Here is a 14,535-nt window from a genome sequence, read left to right as displayed (position 1 = left end):
GTGGTCGTCGTGTCGGTCACCTTGCTGGTGTCACTGTCCATCTACGGTTCCAACGGCAACTTCAACCTGTCGGGATAAGGTCGCGCCGATGAAGAGCAGTGTCGTTCGCCCCCTGACGGGTCTGGGCTTGATCGTGGCCGTCGGCCTGATCATCGCCCTGGCCATCAGCCTGTTCCGCGGGGACTGGGCCGATACCGTTCCGGTGACGGTGATTTCGGACCGCGCGGGCCTGGTGATGAACCCCGACGCCAAGGTGAAGATGCGGGGCGTCCAGGTTGGTCAGGTCGAGAAGATCGAGGAGCGTCCCGACGGCACCGCCGCGCTTCACCTGGCGATGGATCGGTCCGCGCTGCGGCTCATACCGGGCAACGTCGACGTAGACATCACCTCGACGACCGTCTTCGGCGCGAAGTTCGTCCAGATGAACGCGCCGACGGACCCGTCGGCGGACCGACTTCGCGCCGGGCAGGTCATCCAAAGCAAGCATGTGACCGTCGAGGTCAATACCGTGTTCCAGCAACTGGTTCAGGTCCTCGACAAGATCGACCCGGCCAAGCTCAACCAGACACTCGGTGCGATCGCGTCCGCCTTCAACGGGCGGGGCGAGAAGTTCGGTCAGACGCTGGAGGATTTCAACGCCCTGCTGGCGAAGATCGAACCGAGCCTGCCGAACCTTGCGCACGACATCGAGGCGGCGGTGCCGGCGTTCACCGCGTACGGTGACGGGTCCCAGGACCTGCTGTCGACAATCGAGAACACGACGGAGGTCAGCAATTCGATCGTCGACCAGCAGGACAACCTCGACGAGTTCTTGATCAGCGCAATAGGTTTGGCCGATATCGGCAACGACGTGATCGGTGGAAATCGGCAGGGCCTGACCGACGTAACACACCTCCTGGTGCCGACCGCCGAACTGCTCAACAGGAACAAGGCCTCGTTGTGGTGCGGCATTGGCGGCCTCGTTCCGTTCTCGAAGTCGGGTCCGCAGTACTCGGGCGTCATCGTCAACGCGGGTCTGACGCTCGGCGTCGAGCGCTATCGCTATCCGCGCGACTTGCCGAAGGTCGCCGCGTCGAGCGGCGGTCGCGACTACTGCACAGAACTCGGCTTGCCCGAGCTGCCGCCCGAGTTCGTGCCGCCGATGATCGTCGGTGACGTCGGTACCAACCCGAACCAGTACGGCAACGGGGGTATCCTGCTGAACTCCGAGGGACTGAAGAACTGGTTGTTCGGGCCGCTGCCCGGACCGCCGCGCAACACCGCGCAGATTGGGATGCCGGGATGACGCGTTCAGTGGGCACGCTGATCAAGTTCAGCATTTTCGGGGTGATCATGGCGGTGCTGACCGCCTTCTTGTTCGTCGTCTTCAGTGAGTCGAGAACCGGTTCGACAGACGGATATTCGGCCGTCTTCGTCGACGCGTCCCGGCTGAAGGCCGGCGACAGCGTGCGTATCGCCGGCATCCGCGTCGGCACCGTCAAGGGCGTGTCGCTGCAGGCCGACAGGAAGGTTCTGGTCGAATTCGACGCCGACCGCAACACCAAGCTGACGACCGGCACCAAGGCCGCGATCCGCTATCTCAATCTGGTCGGCGACCGCTACCTGGAACTGATCGATACGCCTGACTCGGCCCGTATCCTGCCCGCGGGGGCCCAGATCCCAGCCGACCGCACCGCACCCGCACTCGACCTCGACCTGCTGCTGGGCGGCCTGAAACCCGTTATCCAGGGCCTGAATCCCGAGGATGTCAACGGGCTCACCAGCTCGCTGATCCAGATCCTGCAAGGCCAGGGCGGTACCCTGGAATCACTGCTTTCGAAGTCGTCGTCGTTCACCAATTCTCTGGCGGACAACAATCAGATCGTCGAGCAGTTGATCGACAGCCTGCGCGACACGCTCGACACCCTGTCCAAGGACGGTGACGAATTCACCGGCGCGATCGACAGGCTCAGCCAACTCATCGAGGGACTGTCCGCCGACCGTGACCCGATCGGCACCGCGATCGAATCCCTGGACAACGGAACCACCTCGCTCGCAGACCTTCTCAGCCGCGGGCGGGCACCGTTGAACAACACGGTCGACCAGTTGGCCCGGTTGGCCCCGTTCGTCAACAACGACCTGGATCGCCTCGACGCGACGATCCAGCGCCTGCCCGAGATCTACCGCAAGCTCGCGCGCGTCGGCTCGTACGGGGCGTTCTTCCCGTACTACATCTGCGGTGTCACGTTCCGGGCGAGCGACCTGGAGGGCCGCACCGTGGTGTTCCCGTGGATCCGCCAAGAAACGGGAAGGTGCGTGGACGAGTAATGCTCAAGTACCGCGGTGCGCAGCTGATGAGGGCGGGTTTCATCGGCGTTGTCCTCATCGTCCTCGTCATCACGATCGGCCTGCAGCCGGAACGGCTCATCTCCTGGGCGACCTCGCTGCGCTACGAGGCGCTGTTCACCGAGGCGGGCGGGATCACGACCGGTAACGACGTCACGGTGTCCGGTATCAAGGTGGGTTCGGTCTCGTCGGTGGAGTTGGTGAACGGCGATGCGCTGGTCGGCTTCACCATCGACGGGAAGTACGCGCTCGGTTCCGACACCACCGCCCACATCCGCACCGGGACGTTGCTCGGTGAGCGCGTGCTGGCGCTGGAGTCCGACGGAAGCGGCAACCTGGACCGCACCAAGCCGATCCCCACATCGCGAACGTCGTCGCCGTATTCGTTGACCGACGCGGTCAGCGAGCTGACCGCCAACACCGCCGACACGAACACCCAGACTCTCAACCAGTCGTTGGACACCCTTGCGGCCACCCTGGATCAGGTTGCGCCGCAATTGGGTCCGACGTTCGACGGCCTGTCACGGGTGTCCAAGTCGTTGAACAACCGCAACGAAAGCCTGGCCGAACTCCTTCGGACCGCCGGCGACGTCACCGGGATCTTCGCCGAGCGCAGTCGGCAGGTCAACGAGCTGATCCTCAACTCCAACGATCTGCTCGCCGTGCTCAACGAGCGCCGCTACGCGATCACCAGCCTGCTGCGCGCCACCTCGGCGGTGTCGCAGGAGCTGACCGGCATCGTGGCCGACAACGAGGCGGAACTCGCGCCGGCGCTGAAGGACTTGAACACGGTCATAGCGATGCTGGAGAAGAACCGAGACAACCTCGCCAAGATGTTGCCCGGCGCGGCCAAGTACTACCTCACGCAGGGCGAGATCGTCGCCAACGGCGCCTACTACAACGCGCTCGTGCCCAACCTGATCTTCGGTCAGATTCTGCAGCCGTTCCTCGATTACGCATTCGGGTTCCGGCGCGGCATGAATGCAGGCCAACCGCCGGACCAGGCCGGCCCGCGGGCCGAATTGCCGTTCCCGTTCAACGGAATTCCGCAGCCAGGAGATCTTCCCGATGATGGCAACCCGTAAGCGCCTGGTGGTCAGCACAGCGATCCTGCTGGCCATCGGTCTGATCGCAGGCGCGGCCTTCCTGGTGCGCCAGGTGTTCTTCGGGCCGACCACGATCACCGCGTACTTTCCGACCGCGACCGCCATCTACCCCGGCGACGAGGTGCGGGTGTCCGGTGTCCAGGTCGGCACCATCGAGTCGATCACACCCGAGGGCACCCAAACCAAGATGACCCTCAAAGTCGATCGTGGCGTGCCGGTTCCGGCCGACGCCAAGGCCGTGATCGTTGCGCAGAATCTGGTGGCGGCACGTTACGTGCAACTCACTCCGGCGTACCGCAACGGCGACGGGCCGACGATGAAGAACGGGGCGGTCATCCCCAGTGACCGGACCGCGGTGCCCGTGGAGTGGGACGAGGTCAAGACCCAGTTGATGCGGCTTTCCGATGAATTGGGACCGCAGACCGGTGTGTCGGATACCTCGGTGTCGCGGTTCATCGACAGCGCGGCGAACGCGATGGGCGGCAACGGCGACAAGCTGCGCCAGACGCTGGCCCAACTATCTGGTGTGGCAAGGACTTTCGCCGAAGGCAGCGGGAACATCGTCGACATCATCAAGAATCTGCAGACCTTCGTCTCAGCGCTGCGCGACAGCAAGCAGCAGATCGTGATGTTCGAGAACCGGTTGGCGACGCTTTCCAGCGTCCTCGACAACAGTAGGTCCGACCTGGATGCGGCGCTGTCGAATCTCTCGACGGCGATCGGAGAGGTGCAGCGCTTCGTCGTCGGCACCCGGGACCAGACATCCGAGCAGATTCAGCGACTCGGCAGCCTCACTCAGATCCTGGTCGACCACAAGTTGGCGTTCGAGAATGTCCTGCACATCACACCGAACGCGATCGCGAACTTCCAGAACATCTTCTATCCCAACGGCGGATCGGTCACCGGTGCATTCGCGTTGGTCAACTTCAACAACCCGGTGCAGATGATCTGCGGCATGGTCGGGGCAGTCGCGAACGTCACCGCACCCGAGACCGCGAAGCTGTGCGCGCAATACCTCGGCCCGGCGCTGCGACTGCTCAACGTCAACAACGTTCCATTGCCGATCAATGCCTACCTGCGGCCCGCGGTCACCCCGGATCGGCAGATCATCACCGATCCGAAACTCGCGCCAGGGGCTGCGGGCCCGGGTGACCCGCCAGAACCGCCCCCCACAGTGTCGGCCTACACCGGTGTGGGCGATGTACCGCCGCCTCCCGGCTGGAACCAACCGCCCGGCCCGCCGGGGTTGTATACCGGCGGTGGGCCCGATGCGCCCGCGATTCCGTCCCCGGCGCTTTTCCCCGGCGCGCCGATACCCGGGCCGCCCAACGTGTTGAGCAACCTGCCCGCGCAACCGGAACCGCCGAAGTCCGTGGAGGGCATGCTGCTTCCGCCGTCACCCGCGCCGGTCGCGCCGAACACACCCCTGTTGCCTGCAGAAGGGGCGCCGCCACGATGATCCGCCGAACCGTGAAGAGATGGTCGGTCGCCGGGTCCGCCCTGGCGCTGATGGTGACCGGCTGTTCGTTCCAAGGTGTGAATTCACTGCCGCTGCCCGGCGCGGTCGGCCGCGGCCCGGACGCCGCTACCTACCATGTCCAGGTAGCGAATGTCGCGACGCTGGAGGCGAACTCGCCGGTGCTGATCGACGACGTCGTCGTCGGCAGCGTCCGCAAAATGACGGTCGACAACTGGCATGCCGACGTCGAGATCTCGGTCAAACCCGACGTGACGGTGCCGGCCAACGCGGTCGCCACCGTCGGGCAGACCAGCCTGCTCGGCTCGATGCACCTGGCCCTCAATCCGCCGCTGGGCGAAAAGCCGGAGGGCCGGCTCGCAGCCGGTGCCACGATCCCGCTGAGCGACTCGTCGACCTATCCGTCGACCGAGCGGACACTGTCCTCGTTGGCCACCGTGGTCAACGGCGGCGGACTCGGGCAGATCGGCGATGTCATCCACAACTTCAACACCGCCTTGAACGGACGTGAACCGCAGATTCGCGAATTGCTGACCAGGCTCGACAATTTCGTCGGCGTGCTCGACAGCCAGCGCGACAACATCATCGCCTCGATCCAGCAACTCAACCGCGTCGCGGGCACATTCGCCGGTCAGCGGGACAAGATTGACCGCGCACTGAAAGAGATTCCGCCGGCGCTCGACGTCCTTATCAAGGAACGGCCGAATCTGACCGCCGCGCTGGAGAAGCTCGGCCAGTTCGGGGACACCGCGGCGGGCCTGGTCAACGATGCCGGCGACGACCTGGTCAAGGATCTGGAGAACCTCGGGCCCGCGCTCGGCGCGCTTGCCGACATCGGACCCGACCTGAATCTCGCACTGCTGTGGGCGACCGCGTTCCCGTACGGTCCGACCTTCGCCGATCGGATCACCCGCGGGGATTACATCAACCTCTATGCGAGCTTCGATCTCACGTACCCCCGGCTCAAGCGGACGCTTCTGCTCGGCACCCGGTGGGGCGACGAGAACGCGAGATTGATACCGGCCCCCGGGGACCCGTACTACCTCAATTACTCGTACAGTCCGATGTCGCTCGGGGTTGCCCCGCCGCCGACCGGGCCGCCTGCCGAAGGCACACCGGCCCCCGCGGCGCCGCCTCCGGTGGCGCAACCGCTGTTGCCGGTGGCGCCGCCACCGCCGGCAGCGCCGTGGCTGTCGCAGGCGACCACCACATCGGAGGTCTTCGCGGGTCCGTACGGGGCTGAAGCCCCGACGCCGCCGGTCCCGGCGGCGCCGCCCGTGCAACCCCAACCGACCCCGGGAGGGGGTGGCTGATGCTGACGCGCTTCGTTCGAAACCAGTTGATCATCTTCACGATCGCGTCGATCGTGGGTGTGACGGTGATGCTGTTCGTCTACATGCAGGTGCCGACCTTGCTCGGCGTCGGCCGGTTGACGGTGAAGATGGAACTGCCCGCCGCGGGTGGCCTCTATCGCTTCGGCAACGTCACGTACCGCGGTGTGCAGATCGGCAAGGTCACCGACGTGGCCCTGACCGAAAACGGGGCTGAGGCCACGCTGTCGCTCGACACATCGCCGAAGGTCCCTGCAGATTTGCAGGCCGAAGTGCGCAGTGTCTCCGCCGTCGGCGAGCAGTACGTCGACCTGCGGCCGCGTACCGACTCTGGGCCTTACTTGCAGAACGGGTCGCGAATTCCTGTCGCGGACACCATCATTCCGCAAGAGATCGGCCCGGTACTGGAGGGACTCAACCGACTGATCGGCAGCATCCCGTCGGACCGGATCGCCGACTTGCTCGACGAGTCGTTCAAGGCGTTCAACGGGGCCGGTCCCGATTTCCAATCCCTGGTGGACTCTGCGGCCAAGATCAGCGCCGAAGCCAACACCGTCTCCGACCAGACCCGCGGGCTCATCGACGACAGCGGGCCGCTGCTGGATTCCCAGGCCGAAACCGCCGAGCAGATCCGCACCTGGGCAAAAAGCCTTGCGGGAGTGACCGGTCAGCTTCAGCAGAACGATCCGCAGATCCGGACGCTGCTTCAGCAGGGGCCCGGCTTCGCGCAGGAGGTTTCGACGCTGCTGAATCAGATCAAGCCGACGCTGCCGATCCTGCTGGCGAATCTCACCACCGTGGGCCAGACTCTGCTCACCTACAATCCGTCGCTGGAGCAATTGCTGGTCATCTTCCCGGGCATCATCGCCGCACAGCAGTCGTTCGGGCTTCCGCAGAACAACCCCACCGGCCTCCCGATGGGTGATTTCGCGCTCACCATCAGCGACCCCCCACCCTGCACGGTCGGATTCCTGCCGCCGTCGAGTTGGCGCTCGCCAGAGGACACCACGTCCATCGACACCCCAGACGGGCTCTACTGCAAGTTGCCGCAGGATTCGCCGATCGCGGTGCGTGGCGCGCGCAACTACCCCTGCATGGAGCACCCCGGCAAGCGGGCGCCGACCGTCGAATTGTGCAACGACCCCAAGGGTTATCAGCCGTTGGCGTTGCGTCAGCACACCCTCGGTGCGTACCCCCTCGATCCGAACCTGATATCACAGGGGATCCCGCCCGACGACCGGGTGGACTTCTCCGAGCGGCTTTATGCACCGGTGGAGGGCACTCCGCTGCCTCCGGGCGCAGCGCCCGCGGGAACGCCACCGGGTATGCCGCCGCCACCGCTCCCGGTGGCAGGCGGGACCGCACATGGCTCGGCGTCGGCACCCGCTGCTGCCCCGGCACCGATCCAGGATCCGGTGGCACCGCCTCCGCCGCCCGGCAACTCGATCAACGGCACGCCGATCCCGGGGCCGCCTGTGGCGGGTGGGGCGACGCCCGTGGCGCCGAGTGCGCACAGCGGCAACGCTTCCGGGGGACCGTCGGTGGCCGTCGCCCACTACGATCCGGAGACGGGTCAGTACATGACGCCCGACGGCTTGCTGCCTCGGCAGACGAATCTTGCCAGCAACGAGCCGAAGTCGTGGAAGGACCTGATGCCGACCTGACCGGGGGAGCGCCCCGGTCGGGAAACTCCGTGAAGGTAGGCGACGGTTAGATCTTCTGAGCCTTGACGGGCATCTCGATCACGAGAGGCTGATTGGCGCCGCACGCGCCGCTCGGGCTCTTGGTCGAATCGCGGCCCATCAAGAACGTTGCGTTATGCGTGACCCGCTGGTTGATGGTGGGATTCCAGCCCAACAGAATGAATTTCTGGTGACCGGGTGCGAAGCTGCCGTCGGGGCACGGCAACCAGTTGGGGATGTCGTGGTCGACATACCAGTAGTCGTTGAGCCGGATCGTGCCGGTCCAGCCGAGATCGCTTTGCACGGTGCCGCTGCATTCGATCGGGCTGAAACACGTGGTGTTGATCGTCCAGGTCTGCTCGACCGTCTGCTGCTTGATGAAGACGTCGGCGCCACCAGGTCGCATACCGCGTTTCGCCCATTGCCCGTCCGACATCACCCGAAAGGTGCCGTTGAGCGCGACTTGATAGTCGTCGGCGAAATCGTCGGCGTGCGCCGCTGTCGCGGTGCTCAGACTTCCGGCCACAGCGATTGCGACCGCTCCGGCGGCCACGCCAAATCCACGCATGAATGCAGCTTATCGCGGTCGGTAGCCGCCCTCTCCGAAAGGGAGAATTTCCTTGTGCGCGTATGGAACAATGTGCCCGTGCGTTCCCTCGCCGCAGTGTTTGCTGCCCTGGCTACCCCCGCGTTGATGCTCACGGCGCCGACCGCCGAGGCGCAGCCGCCGTTGCCGCCGCTGCCGCCGCCGGGCGCCGAATGCAACAGCCCCAACTGCACACCGGGTATCCAGCCGGGCGTCGTGCTGGGGTCCTACTGCAACAACACGACGTACTACGCGTTCGGCGTGACGTCGTGGGGCCGGCTGGTGTTCTGCGGTTCTCCGCGCCGCTACGAGCCGCGCTGGTTCCGCTCGCCGGAGATGCACGGCGTCAAGCTCGAGAACGATCTGTGCCCGTCGATGGACGGCGAGGTCGCTCAGGCGCCGGACGGTCTCTTCCTCACCTGCGTCTCCAAGGACGGGCGCAGCTACTGGGAGCGCGGGGATCTGTAGAGTCTCGCGCCGACTGCCCGAGACTGCACACGGAACGCCGAACCTGCGGATCGTGTGATCGCTCCGCAGTTTCGGCGACCGTGGTGACGCTCAGCCGATCGGCTTGAACTCGATGTTGATCTCGGTGAGCCCGCGCAGGATGAATGTCGGCTCATAGACGTACCGGCGGTCGTCGATCGATCCGTGCTTCTCCTCGTCGACCGTGATGTCGCCCAACCGGTCGAGGAGTCGTTCGATCGAGACGCGGCCCTCCACACGCGCCAGCGGTGCACCAGGGCAGGAATGGATACCGCGGCTGAACGCGATGTGCTCGCGGACGTTCTTGCGGTCCAACTGGAACTCGTGGGGATTGTCGAACCGCTCGGGATCGCGGTTGGCCGCCCCGGGGCTGACCATCACAGTCGTGCCCGCCGGCACCGGGGTGTCGCCGAGTGTTGTTGTCTTGCGGGCCATCCGGAACACGCTCTTGACCGGGCTGTCCATCCGCAGGCACTCCTCGATGAACACCGGGATCAGGCTTCGGTCGTCGCGCAACTGCTGCTGGATGTCGGGCCGGTCGGACAGCACCCGCATCGCGGCGCCGAGCAGCTTCGCGGTGGTCTCCTGGCCGGCGGCGAACAGGAAGGTCGCTGTACGCACCACATCGACGACCTCGGGCGTGGAGCCGTCCGGATACTTCGCGATGGCGATCGAGGTGAGCACATCGTCGCGTGGGTTCTCACGACGTTCCTCGATGTAGCGCGCGAACTTCTCATCCGCCCACTCGAGCGGATTGGTCGCGATCACCTCGTGGTCGAGTCCGCCGATGTTCGTACCCGGGCGCTCGGCGCCGAATGCCTCGCGGAAGTCGTCGTGGTCCTCCTCGGGAACGCCGAGCAGGTCGGCAACCACCAACAGCGAGAACGGCTTTGCGTACGCGGCGAGGAACTCACACTTGCCGTCGGCGATGAATTCGTCGATGTGGCGGTCGGCCAGCCGCCACATGAAGTCCTCGTTCTCCTTGAGGCGCTTGGGGGTCAGCAGCCGGGCCAGGATCGAGCGCGCATCGGTGTGCTGCGGCGGGTCCATCGTGACCATGTGCTCGAACAACGGAATCTCGGTGCGGTGCTTCTCGAGTTGTTCGCAGATGTCGTCGCCCTCGGGCGTGAACGGTATCGGCGTGAACGGACCCATGACCGCGACGCAGGACGAATAGTTCTCGCTGTCCTTGTAGACGCTGTTCGCGGCCTCCCAACCGGTGACGGCGAGCACGCCGTTGTTGATCGGACAACAGACGGGATCCTTCGAGCGGATGTGGTCGTAGTACGGGTGCGGGTCAGGGATGAGGGAGGGATCGGTGAAGTAGTCAACCGAATCGAAATCTGTGGTCATGGTGTGTGAGCCCTCCAGGGGTCGACGCTGTCCCGCGTGATGGAGAGCGGACGCTGCCGCTCGTGAATCTGGCTGAATATGCTGAGCACTTGCTTAGCATGGGGTTAAGGTCGTGGTCAAGATCGGACGGCGGGGCGCCACTACGATCGGCGTGTCGGAAGGGCGGGAAGAGAAGTGATCGAATGACTGGCGTTTCTGGGCCCACGCGGCGTATCGGGGCCCCAGACGCGAAAAACCGGGGCGTGCTGCTGGATGCCGCCGAGCAATTGCTGCTCGAGGAGGGCTACGCCGCGGTGACATCGCGACGCGTCGCCGACAAGGCGGGGCTCAAGCCGCAGCTCGTGCACTACTACTTCCGGACAATGGAGGACCTCTTCCTCGCCGTCTTCCGGCGCATGGCCGAGGCGGGTCTGAAGGCGCTCACCGAGGCACTCGCGTCGCCCCAGCCGCTGTGGGCGCTGTGGCGGTTCAGCACGCAACCGGAGGCCACCCGGCTCACGATGGAGTTCATGGGCCTGGCCAATCACCGCAAGGCGCTACGGGCCGAGATCATCTACTACGCCGAACGTTTCCGCGAGGAGCAGAACAAGGCCATCGCGTCGGTCCTCGAACGCTACGGCGCCGACGCCGAGGAGGTTCCGCCGGTGGTGTGGACGGTGTTCGCGACGAGCGTGTCCCAAGCGCTGGTGGTCGAGCGGGCACTCGGCATGACCACCGGGCACGCGGAGACATTCGCCTTCTGCGAGAAGTGGATTCGCCGCCTGGAGGGCGAACCGCTCACGGCGGGGTGAGAACGAGGCTCACCAGTTCCGGATCGAGCAGAGCGCACCCTTGGGTCCTTGATGGGTGGCGACCACCACGCCGTCCACCGCGAGCACGCAGTGGACGTTCGGCCTCGCCTCGCCGGCACCGCTGGTCGCTGCGACCATCGCCCACCGGTCGGGATCGGCGAGCTGGACGTCGAGGTTCCACTGCTGGTCCGGGCCGACCTGCGCCTCGACCTTCGGGCTGAACTGGTACGGGTTGTGGCTGTAGGCGGCCCAGTTCGGCGGATCGACGTCGCGGTAGTAGATGTCGACGTAGAACGGCTGCTCGGAGAACACCGAGTACTTGACGTTGTGCAGCACCGGCGGTGGGGGATCCTGCGCCACCGCGGGCGCGCTGACCGACAGCACGCCACCGGCGGTCACCACGGTTGCCGCCACGAGGGCCGGCAAAGCGATACGGGCCGAGCGACCGAAGATCATTTCCGGATCTTAGAACGATGAGCGCGACCCAGGTCGCGAATCGCCAACCGCATCAGACCGACAGGATCGTCGCCGATGCGGTGCCCGGTGCGCCATACACCTGCGCCAGGCCCACTTTCGGCTCGCCGGGGACCTGACGGTCGCCGGCCTCGCCGCGCAACTGCCGGACCAGTTCATGCACCTGCCGCAACCCGGAGGCCCCGATCGGCTCACCGTTGGCGATGAGCCCGCCGTCGGTGTTGATCGGTATCGAACCGTGGATCTCGGTGGCGCCGTCGGCGAGCAGCTTCTCCTGCTCGCCGTCGGCGCACAGGCCGGTCTCGGCCATGTGGATGACCTCGGCACCCGCGTCGGTGTCCTGAAGCTGTGCGACGTCGACGTCCTCCGGTCCCAGGCCCGCCGCCTCATACGCCGCCTTGGCGGCATAAACGGTCGGGGAGGCATCCTCGTCGAGCGGCGCCGACGTCGCGTGAACCTCGTAGGCGCCGAAGCGTCGGGTGCGAATCTCGGTGGCGCGCACGTAGACCGGCTTCTTGGTGAAGCGGTGCGCGATGTCGCCGCGGCACATGATCACCGCCGCGGCGCCCTCGTCGGGCGCACAGAACATGTATTGCGTCAGCGGATAGTTCAGCACCGTCGAGCTGAGGATCTCCTCTTCGGGGATCGGCTTGCGTCGGAACGCGTTCGGGTTCAACGCGCCGTTGCGGAAGTTCTTGGCCGCGACCTTGGCCAGGGTGGCCTGCGAGATGCCGTGCTTGTGAAGGTAGTGGTTGGCCTTCATCCCGAAGAACTTGGTGGTGACGAACTGGCCGTTCTCGGCATACCACTGCGGCAGCGCGAGTTTCGCGGGATCGTCGGTGAACGCACCGCGCGGGTGCTTGTCCAGGCCGATCGCGATCCCGATGTCGTACTTGCCGAGGCGAATGGTGTCCGCGGTCTGCTGGATCGCACTGGCGGCGGTGGCGCACGCGTTGAAGACGTTGGTGAAGGTGATGCCCGTCAGCCCGACGAGCCGGGTCACCGCGTCGGGGTTGGACACCTCGTAACTGCCGCCGAAGCCGAACTGGATGTCCTTCCATTCCACGCCGGCGTCGGTGAGTGCGGACTGGATCGCCTCAGCGCCCATCTCCATCGCGGTCTTCGGGAATCGGCCGAACGGGTGCAGTCCCACGCCGATGATCGCCACGTCGTTTGTCATTCCGGTGCTCCTGTGTCTAGACGGGCTTGAAGGCGAAGGTGACGACCTCGTTGCCGTCGTCGTCGGTGGTGAACGGCACCATCGTCAGCTCGACCTCCATGCCGAACTCGAGCTTGGCGGGGTCGTTCTCGGTGAGACGGCCCTCGACGCGGATGACGTCCTCGAGCTGGACCAACCCGACGCCGAACGGCACGAAGTCGTTGCCCGTGGGGCCCTTGTACGGCGCGCCGGGCGGGAACCCCTGCGTCGTCCACGCGACGAGCGTGCCGCGCCGGGGCAGCTTGAGCTCGGACATGTCGCCGGCACTGCACCTGGGGCAGCGCTGCTGAACCGGGAAGGCGGTGGCGCCGCACGCGCCGCACCGGCTTCCGATCAGCTGCGGGTTGTCATCGGGCCAGGTCGAGATTTCGGGCGCGAGCGCCACTTGCTGTGTCGGCACGCGCCGACGATAACTGGAAATGACGTTCTCGTCTAGAGAGAACCGGGGTCGTCAAGCGGTCAACTCGCTGCTAGCCTCCCCGATGTGGACGCCGACAAAGCGCAGATCGCCGAGATCCTGATTCGTTACGCCACCGGAATCGACTTCAAAGACTGGAAGCTGTTCCGCACGTGCTGGGCCGATGAGGTCAACATCGACTACGGCGATCTGGGGACTTTCACCGACGCCGACGCCTTCACCACGCTGATGGAGCAGATCCACGGCGGCATGGGGCAGACGTATCACCGCATCTCCAACATCGTCGTCGACATCAAGGCCGACCGGGCCACGGCGCGGTCCTATGTGCACGCCGTGCTCAAGGCCGTGCCCGACGACGACGGGAGTTGGATAGACGCGCTCGGTCACTACGACGACGAGCTCGTTCAGACTCCGGACGGTTGGCGGATCGTGAAGCGGACCACCAACATCGCGCGAGTGATGAGCGCGGCCGGCGTGGCGCAGTGAGCACCGGGTTCGCCGCGCGGTATGGGCCGTGGGCGGTGATCGCGGGGGCGTCGGAGGGCATCGGCGCCGAGATGGCGGACCAATTGGCTTCGCGCGGGCTCGATCTCGTCGTGATCGCGCGCAACGGGGCTCTGCTCGACCAGGTCGCCGCGGCGACGCGTGATCGGCACGGCGTCCAGGTGCATGTTCTCGTGCAGGATCTGACCGCCCCCGACATGGTGGCCAAGGTCGCCACCGCAACCGCTGGCCTCGAGGTGGGGCTGGTCGTCTACAACGCCGGCGCCTCGGACCGCACGACGACGTTCCTGGAGAACGACCTCGAGTACTCGCTCAAACAGGTCGCGCTGGACTGCGTCGGGCCGATGGCGCTGGCCCGCCACTTCGGACCCGCCATGACCGAGCGCGGCCGCGGCGGCATCGTGATCGTCGCGTCACTGGCCTGCCTGGCCGGATCGGCGACGCTGGCCGTGTATTCGGCGGTGAAGGCGTTCCAACACACCTTCGCCGAGGGGCTGTGGGCGGAGCTGCGGCCGCACGGCGTGGACGTCTGCTGCACGCCGCTCGGCATGACCTACACCCCGGCGCTGGCCCGGATGGGTGTCGAGTACGACCCGCAGACGCAGATGCGCTCGCAGGACGTCGCCGCCGAGATCATCGCGAACATCGGCAACGGGCCCACCTACGTCGTCGGCGAGAACAACCGCGCCATGGCATCTCAGGTCTGGACGGTCGACCGGCGCACTCTGGTCGAGATGATCAGTGCGGCCTCAACCGATTTCGCCGCCAAGAGAAAGGACTGAG

15 protein-coding genes are annotated in these 14,535 nt (G+C 65.8%); 10 read left to right on the top strand and 5 right to left on the bottom strand.

Annotation, left to right across the window (positions count from 1 at the left end; genetic code table 11):
- Positions 1-88: 88 nt before the first annotated feature.
- The 6 genes from AU072_RS16105 to AU072_RS16080 are packed head-to-tail and all read left to right on the top strand — an operon-like array spanning position 89 to position 7,903.
- Positions 89-1,285 carry an MCE family protein gene (locus tag AU072_RS16105; protein ID WP_064414705.1) on the top strand — a complete coding sequence of 399 codons (1,197 nt, stop codon included), beginning with the start codon at positions 89-91 and terminating at the stop codon, positions 1,283-1,285.
- Positions 1,282-2,307, top strand: coding sequence for an MCE family protein (locus AU072_RS16100; protein WP_064414704.1), 1,026 nt, complete (start codon positions 1,282-1,284; stop codon positions 2,305-2,307). The genes AU072_RS16105 and AU072_RS16100 overlap by 4 nt, the downstream gene beginning before the upstream one ends.
- Positions 2,307-3,410 (top strand): MCE family protein, encoded by a 1,104-nt coding sequence (locus AU072_RS16095; RefSeq protein WP_064414703.1) that lies wholly within the window; start codon positions 2,307-2,309, stop codon positions 3,408-3,410. The genes AU072_RS16100 and AU072_RS16095 overlap by 1 nt, the downstream gene beginning before the upstream one ends.
- Positions 3,394-4,890 carry an MCE family protein gene (locus AU072_RS16090; protein WP_064414702.1) on the top strand — a complete coding sequence of 499 codons (1,497 nt, stop codon included), beginning with the start codon at positions 3,394-3,396 and terminating at the stop codon, positions 4,888-4,890. The genes AU072_RS16095 and AU072_RS16090 overlap by 17 nt, the downstream gene beginning before the upstream one ends.
- The gene (locus tag AU072_RS16085; RefSeq protein WP_064414701.1) at positions 4,887-6,221 is read left to right on the top strand and encodes an MCE family protein; all 1,335 of its coding nucleotides are present in this window, start codon (positions 4,887-4,889) and stop codon (positions 6,219-6,221) included. Before AU072_RS16090 ends, AU072_RS16085 begins: the two co-directional genes overlap by 4 nt.
- Positions 6,221-7,903 carry an MCE family protein gene (locus AU072_RS16080; RefSeq protein WP_064414700.1) on the top strand — a complete coding sequence of 561 codons (1,683 nt, stop codon included), beginning with the start codon at positions 6,221-6,223 and terminating at the stop codon, positions 7,901-7,903. The genes AU072_RS16085 and AU072_RS16080 overlap by 1 nt, the downstream gene beginning before the upstream one ends.
- A gap of 46 nt (positions 7,904-7,949) precedes the next feature.
- Here AU072_RS16080 and AU072_RS16075 read toward each other — a convergent pair whose 3' ends face one another.
- Positions 7,950-8,489 (bottom strand): Rv2253/PknI dimerization domain-containing protein, encoded by a 540-nt coding sequence (locus tag AU072_RS16075; protein ID WP_064414699.1) that lies wholly within the window; start codon positions 8,487-8,489, stop codon positions 7,950-7,952.
- Between the two features lie 78 nt (positions 8,490-8,567).
- On the opposite strand from AU072_RS16075, the gene AU072_RS16070 reads away from it, so the two are divergent.
- Positions 8,568-8,975: a hypothetical protein gene (locus tag AU072_RS16070; protein ID WP_064414715.1), complete on the top strand. Its 408-nt coding sequence runs from the start codon at positions 8,568-8,570 to the stop codon at positions 8,973-8,975.
- Positions 8,976-9,065: 90 nt separating this feature from the next.
- On the opposite strand, the gene AU072_RS16065 is transcribed toward AU072_RS16070, so the two are convergent.
- Complete coding sequence (locus AU072_RS16065) at positions 9,066-10,346, bottom strand: cytochrome P450 (protein ID WP_064414698.1); 1,281 nt, start codon at positions 10,344-10,346, stop codon at positions 9,066-9,068.
- A gap of 182 nt (positions 10,347-10,528) precedes the next feature.
- Here AU072_RS16065 and AU072_RS16060 point away from each other — a divergent pair, with 182 nt between their 5' ends.
- Complete coding sequence (locus AU072_RS16060; RefSeq protein WP_064414697.1) at positions 10,529-11,137, top strand: TetR/AcrR family transcriptional regulator; 609 nt, start codon at positions 10,529-10,531, stop codon at positions 11,135-11,137.
- A gap of 9 nt (positions 11,138-11,146) precedes the next feature.
- Here AU072_RS16060 and AU072_RS16055 read toward each other — a convergent pair whose 3' ends face one another.
- From AU072_RS16055 to AU072_RS16045, 3 genes are read right to left on the bottom strand one after another with little or no spacing between them, the layout of a single operon-like run.
- Positions 11,147-11,593: an Rv2576c family protein gene (locus tag AU072_RS16055; protein ID WP_064414696.1), complete on the bottom strand. Its 447-nt coding sequence runs from the start codon at positions 11,591-11,593 to the stop codon at positions 11,147-11,149.
- Positions 11,594-11,645: 52 nt separating this feature from the next.
- On the bottom strand, positions 11,646-12,791 hold the full coding sequence (locus tag AU072_RS16050) for a thiolase family protein (RefSeq protein ID WP_064414695.1): 1,146 nt from the start codon (positions 12,789-12,791) through the stop codon (positions 11,646-11,648).
- Positions 12,792-12,807: 16 nt separating this feature from the next.
- On the bottom strand, positions 12,808-13,230 hold the full coding sequence (locus tag AU072_RS16045) for a Zn-ribbon domain-containing OB-fold protein (RefSeq protein WP_064414694.1): 423 nt from the start codon (positions 13,228-13,230) through the stop codon (positions 12,808-12,810).
- An 84-nt stretch (positions 13,231-13,314) separates the two neighbouring features.
- Here AU072_RS16045 and AU072_RS16040 point away from each other — a divergent pair, with 84 nt between their 5' ends.
- Together AU072_RS16040 and AU072_RS16035 are read left to right on the top strand one after the other, a co-directional pair.
- Entirely contained in the window at positions 13,315-13,734 is a 420-nt protein-coding gene (locus AU072_RS16040; protein WP_064414693.1) for a nuclear transport factor 2 family protein, read from the top strand.
- Entirely contained in the window at positions 13,731-14,534 is an 804-nt protein-coding gene (locus AU072_RS16035; RefSeq protein ID WP_064414692.1) for an SDR family NAD(P)-dependent oxidoreductase, read from the top strand. The genes AU072_RS16040 and AU072_RS16035 overlap by 4 nt, the downstream gene beginning before the upstream one ends.
- Position 14,535: the final 1 nt, after the last annotated feature.

The organism is Mycolicibacterium novocastrense (genome assembly GCF_001499835.1).
Classification (GTDB): domain Bacteria; phylum Actinomycetota; class Actinomycetes; order Mycobacteriales; family Mycobacteriaceae; genus Mycobacterium; species Mycobacterium novocastrense.
This window is presented reverse-complemented; position numbering and strand designations above follow the sequence as displayed.

Bases quoted from the DNA above. Each gene is read 5' to 3' on its own strand.
- AU072_RS16100 (WP_064414704.1), top strand. From the start codon at position 1,282: ATGACGCGTTCAGTGGGCACGCTGATCAAGTTCAGCATTTTCGGGGTG.
- AU072_RS16075 (WP_064414699.1), bottom strand. From the start codon at position 8,489: ATGCGTGGATTTGGCGTGGCCGCCGGAGCGGTCGCAATCGCTGTGGCC.
- AU072_RS16090 (WP_064414702.1), top strand. From the start codon at position 3,394: ATGATGGCAACCCGTAAGCGCCTGGTGGTCAGCACAGCGATCCTGCTG.
- AU072_RS16105 (WP_064414705.1), top strand. From the start codon at position 89: ATGAAGAGCAGTGTCGTTCGCCCCCTGACGGGTCTGGGCTTGATCGTG.
- AU072_RS16050 (WP_064414695.1), bottom strand. From the start codon at position 12,791: ATGACAAACGACGTGGCGATCATCGGCGTGGGACTGCACCCGTTCGGC.
- AU072_RS16060 (WP_064414697.1), top strand. From the start codon at position 10,529: ATGACTGGCGTTTCTGGGCCCACGCGGCGTATCGGGGCCCCAGACGCG.
- AU072_RS16085 (WP_064414701.1), top strand. From the start codon at position 4,887: ATGATCCGCCGAACCGTGAAGAGATGGTCGGTCGCCGGGTCCGCCCTG.
- AU072_RS16080 (WP_064414700.1), top strand. From the start codon at position 6,221: ATGCTGACGCGCTTCGTTCGAAACCAGTTGATCATCTTCACGATCGCG.
- AU072_RS16095 (WP_064414703.1), top strand. From the start codon at position 2,307: ATGCTCAAGTACCGCGGTGCGCAGCTGATGAGGGCGGGTTTCATCGGC.
- AU072_RS16055 (WP_064414696.1), bottom strand. From the start codon at position 11,593: ATGATCTTCGGTCGCTCGGCCCGTATCGCTTTGCCGGCCCTCGTGGCG.
- AU072_RS16065 (WP_064414698.1), bottom strand. From the start codon at position 10,346: ATGACCACAGATTTCGATTCGGTTGACTACTTCACCGATCCCTCCCTC.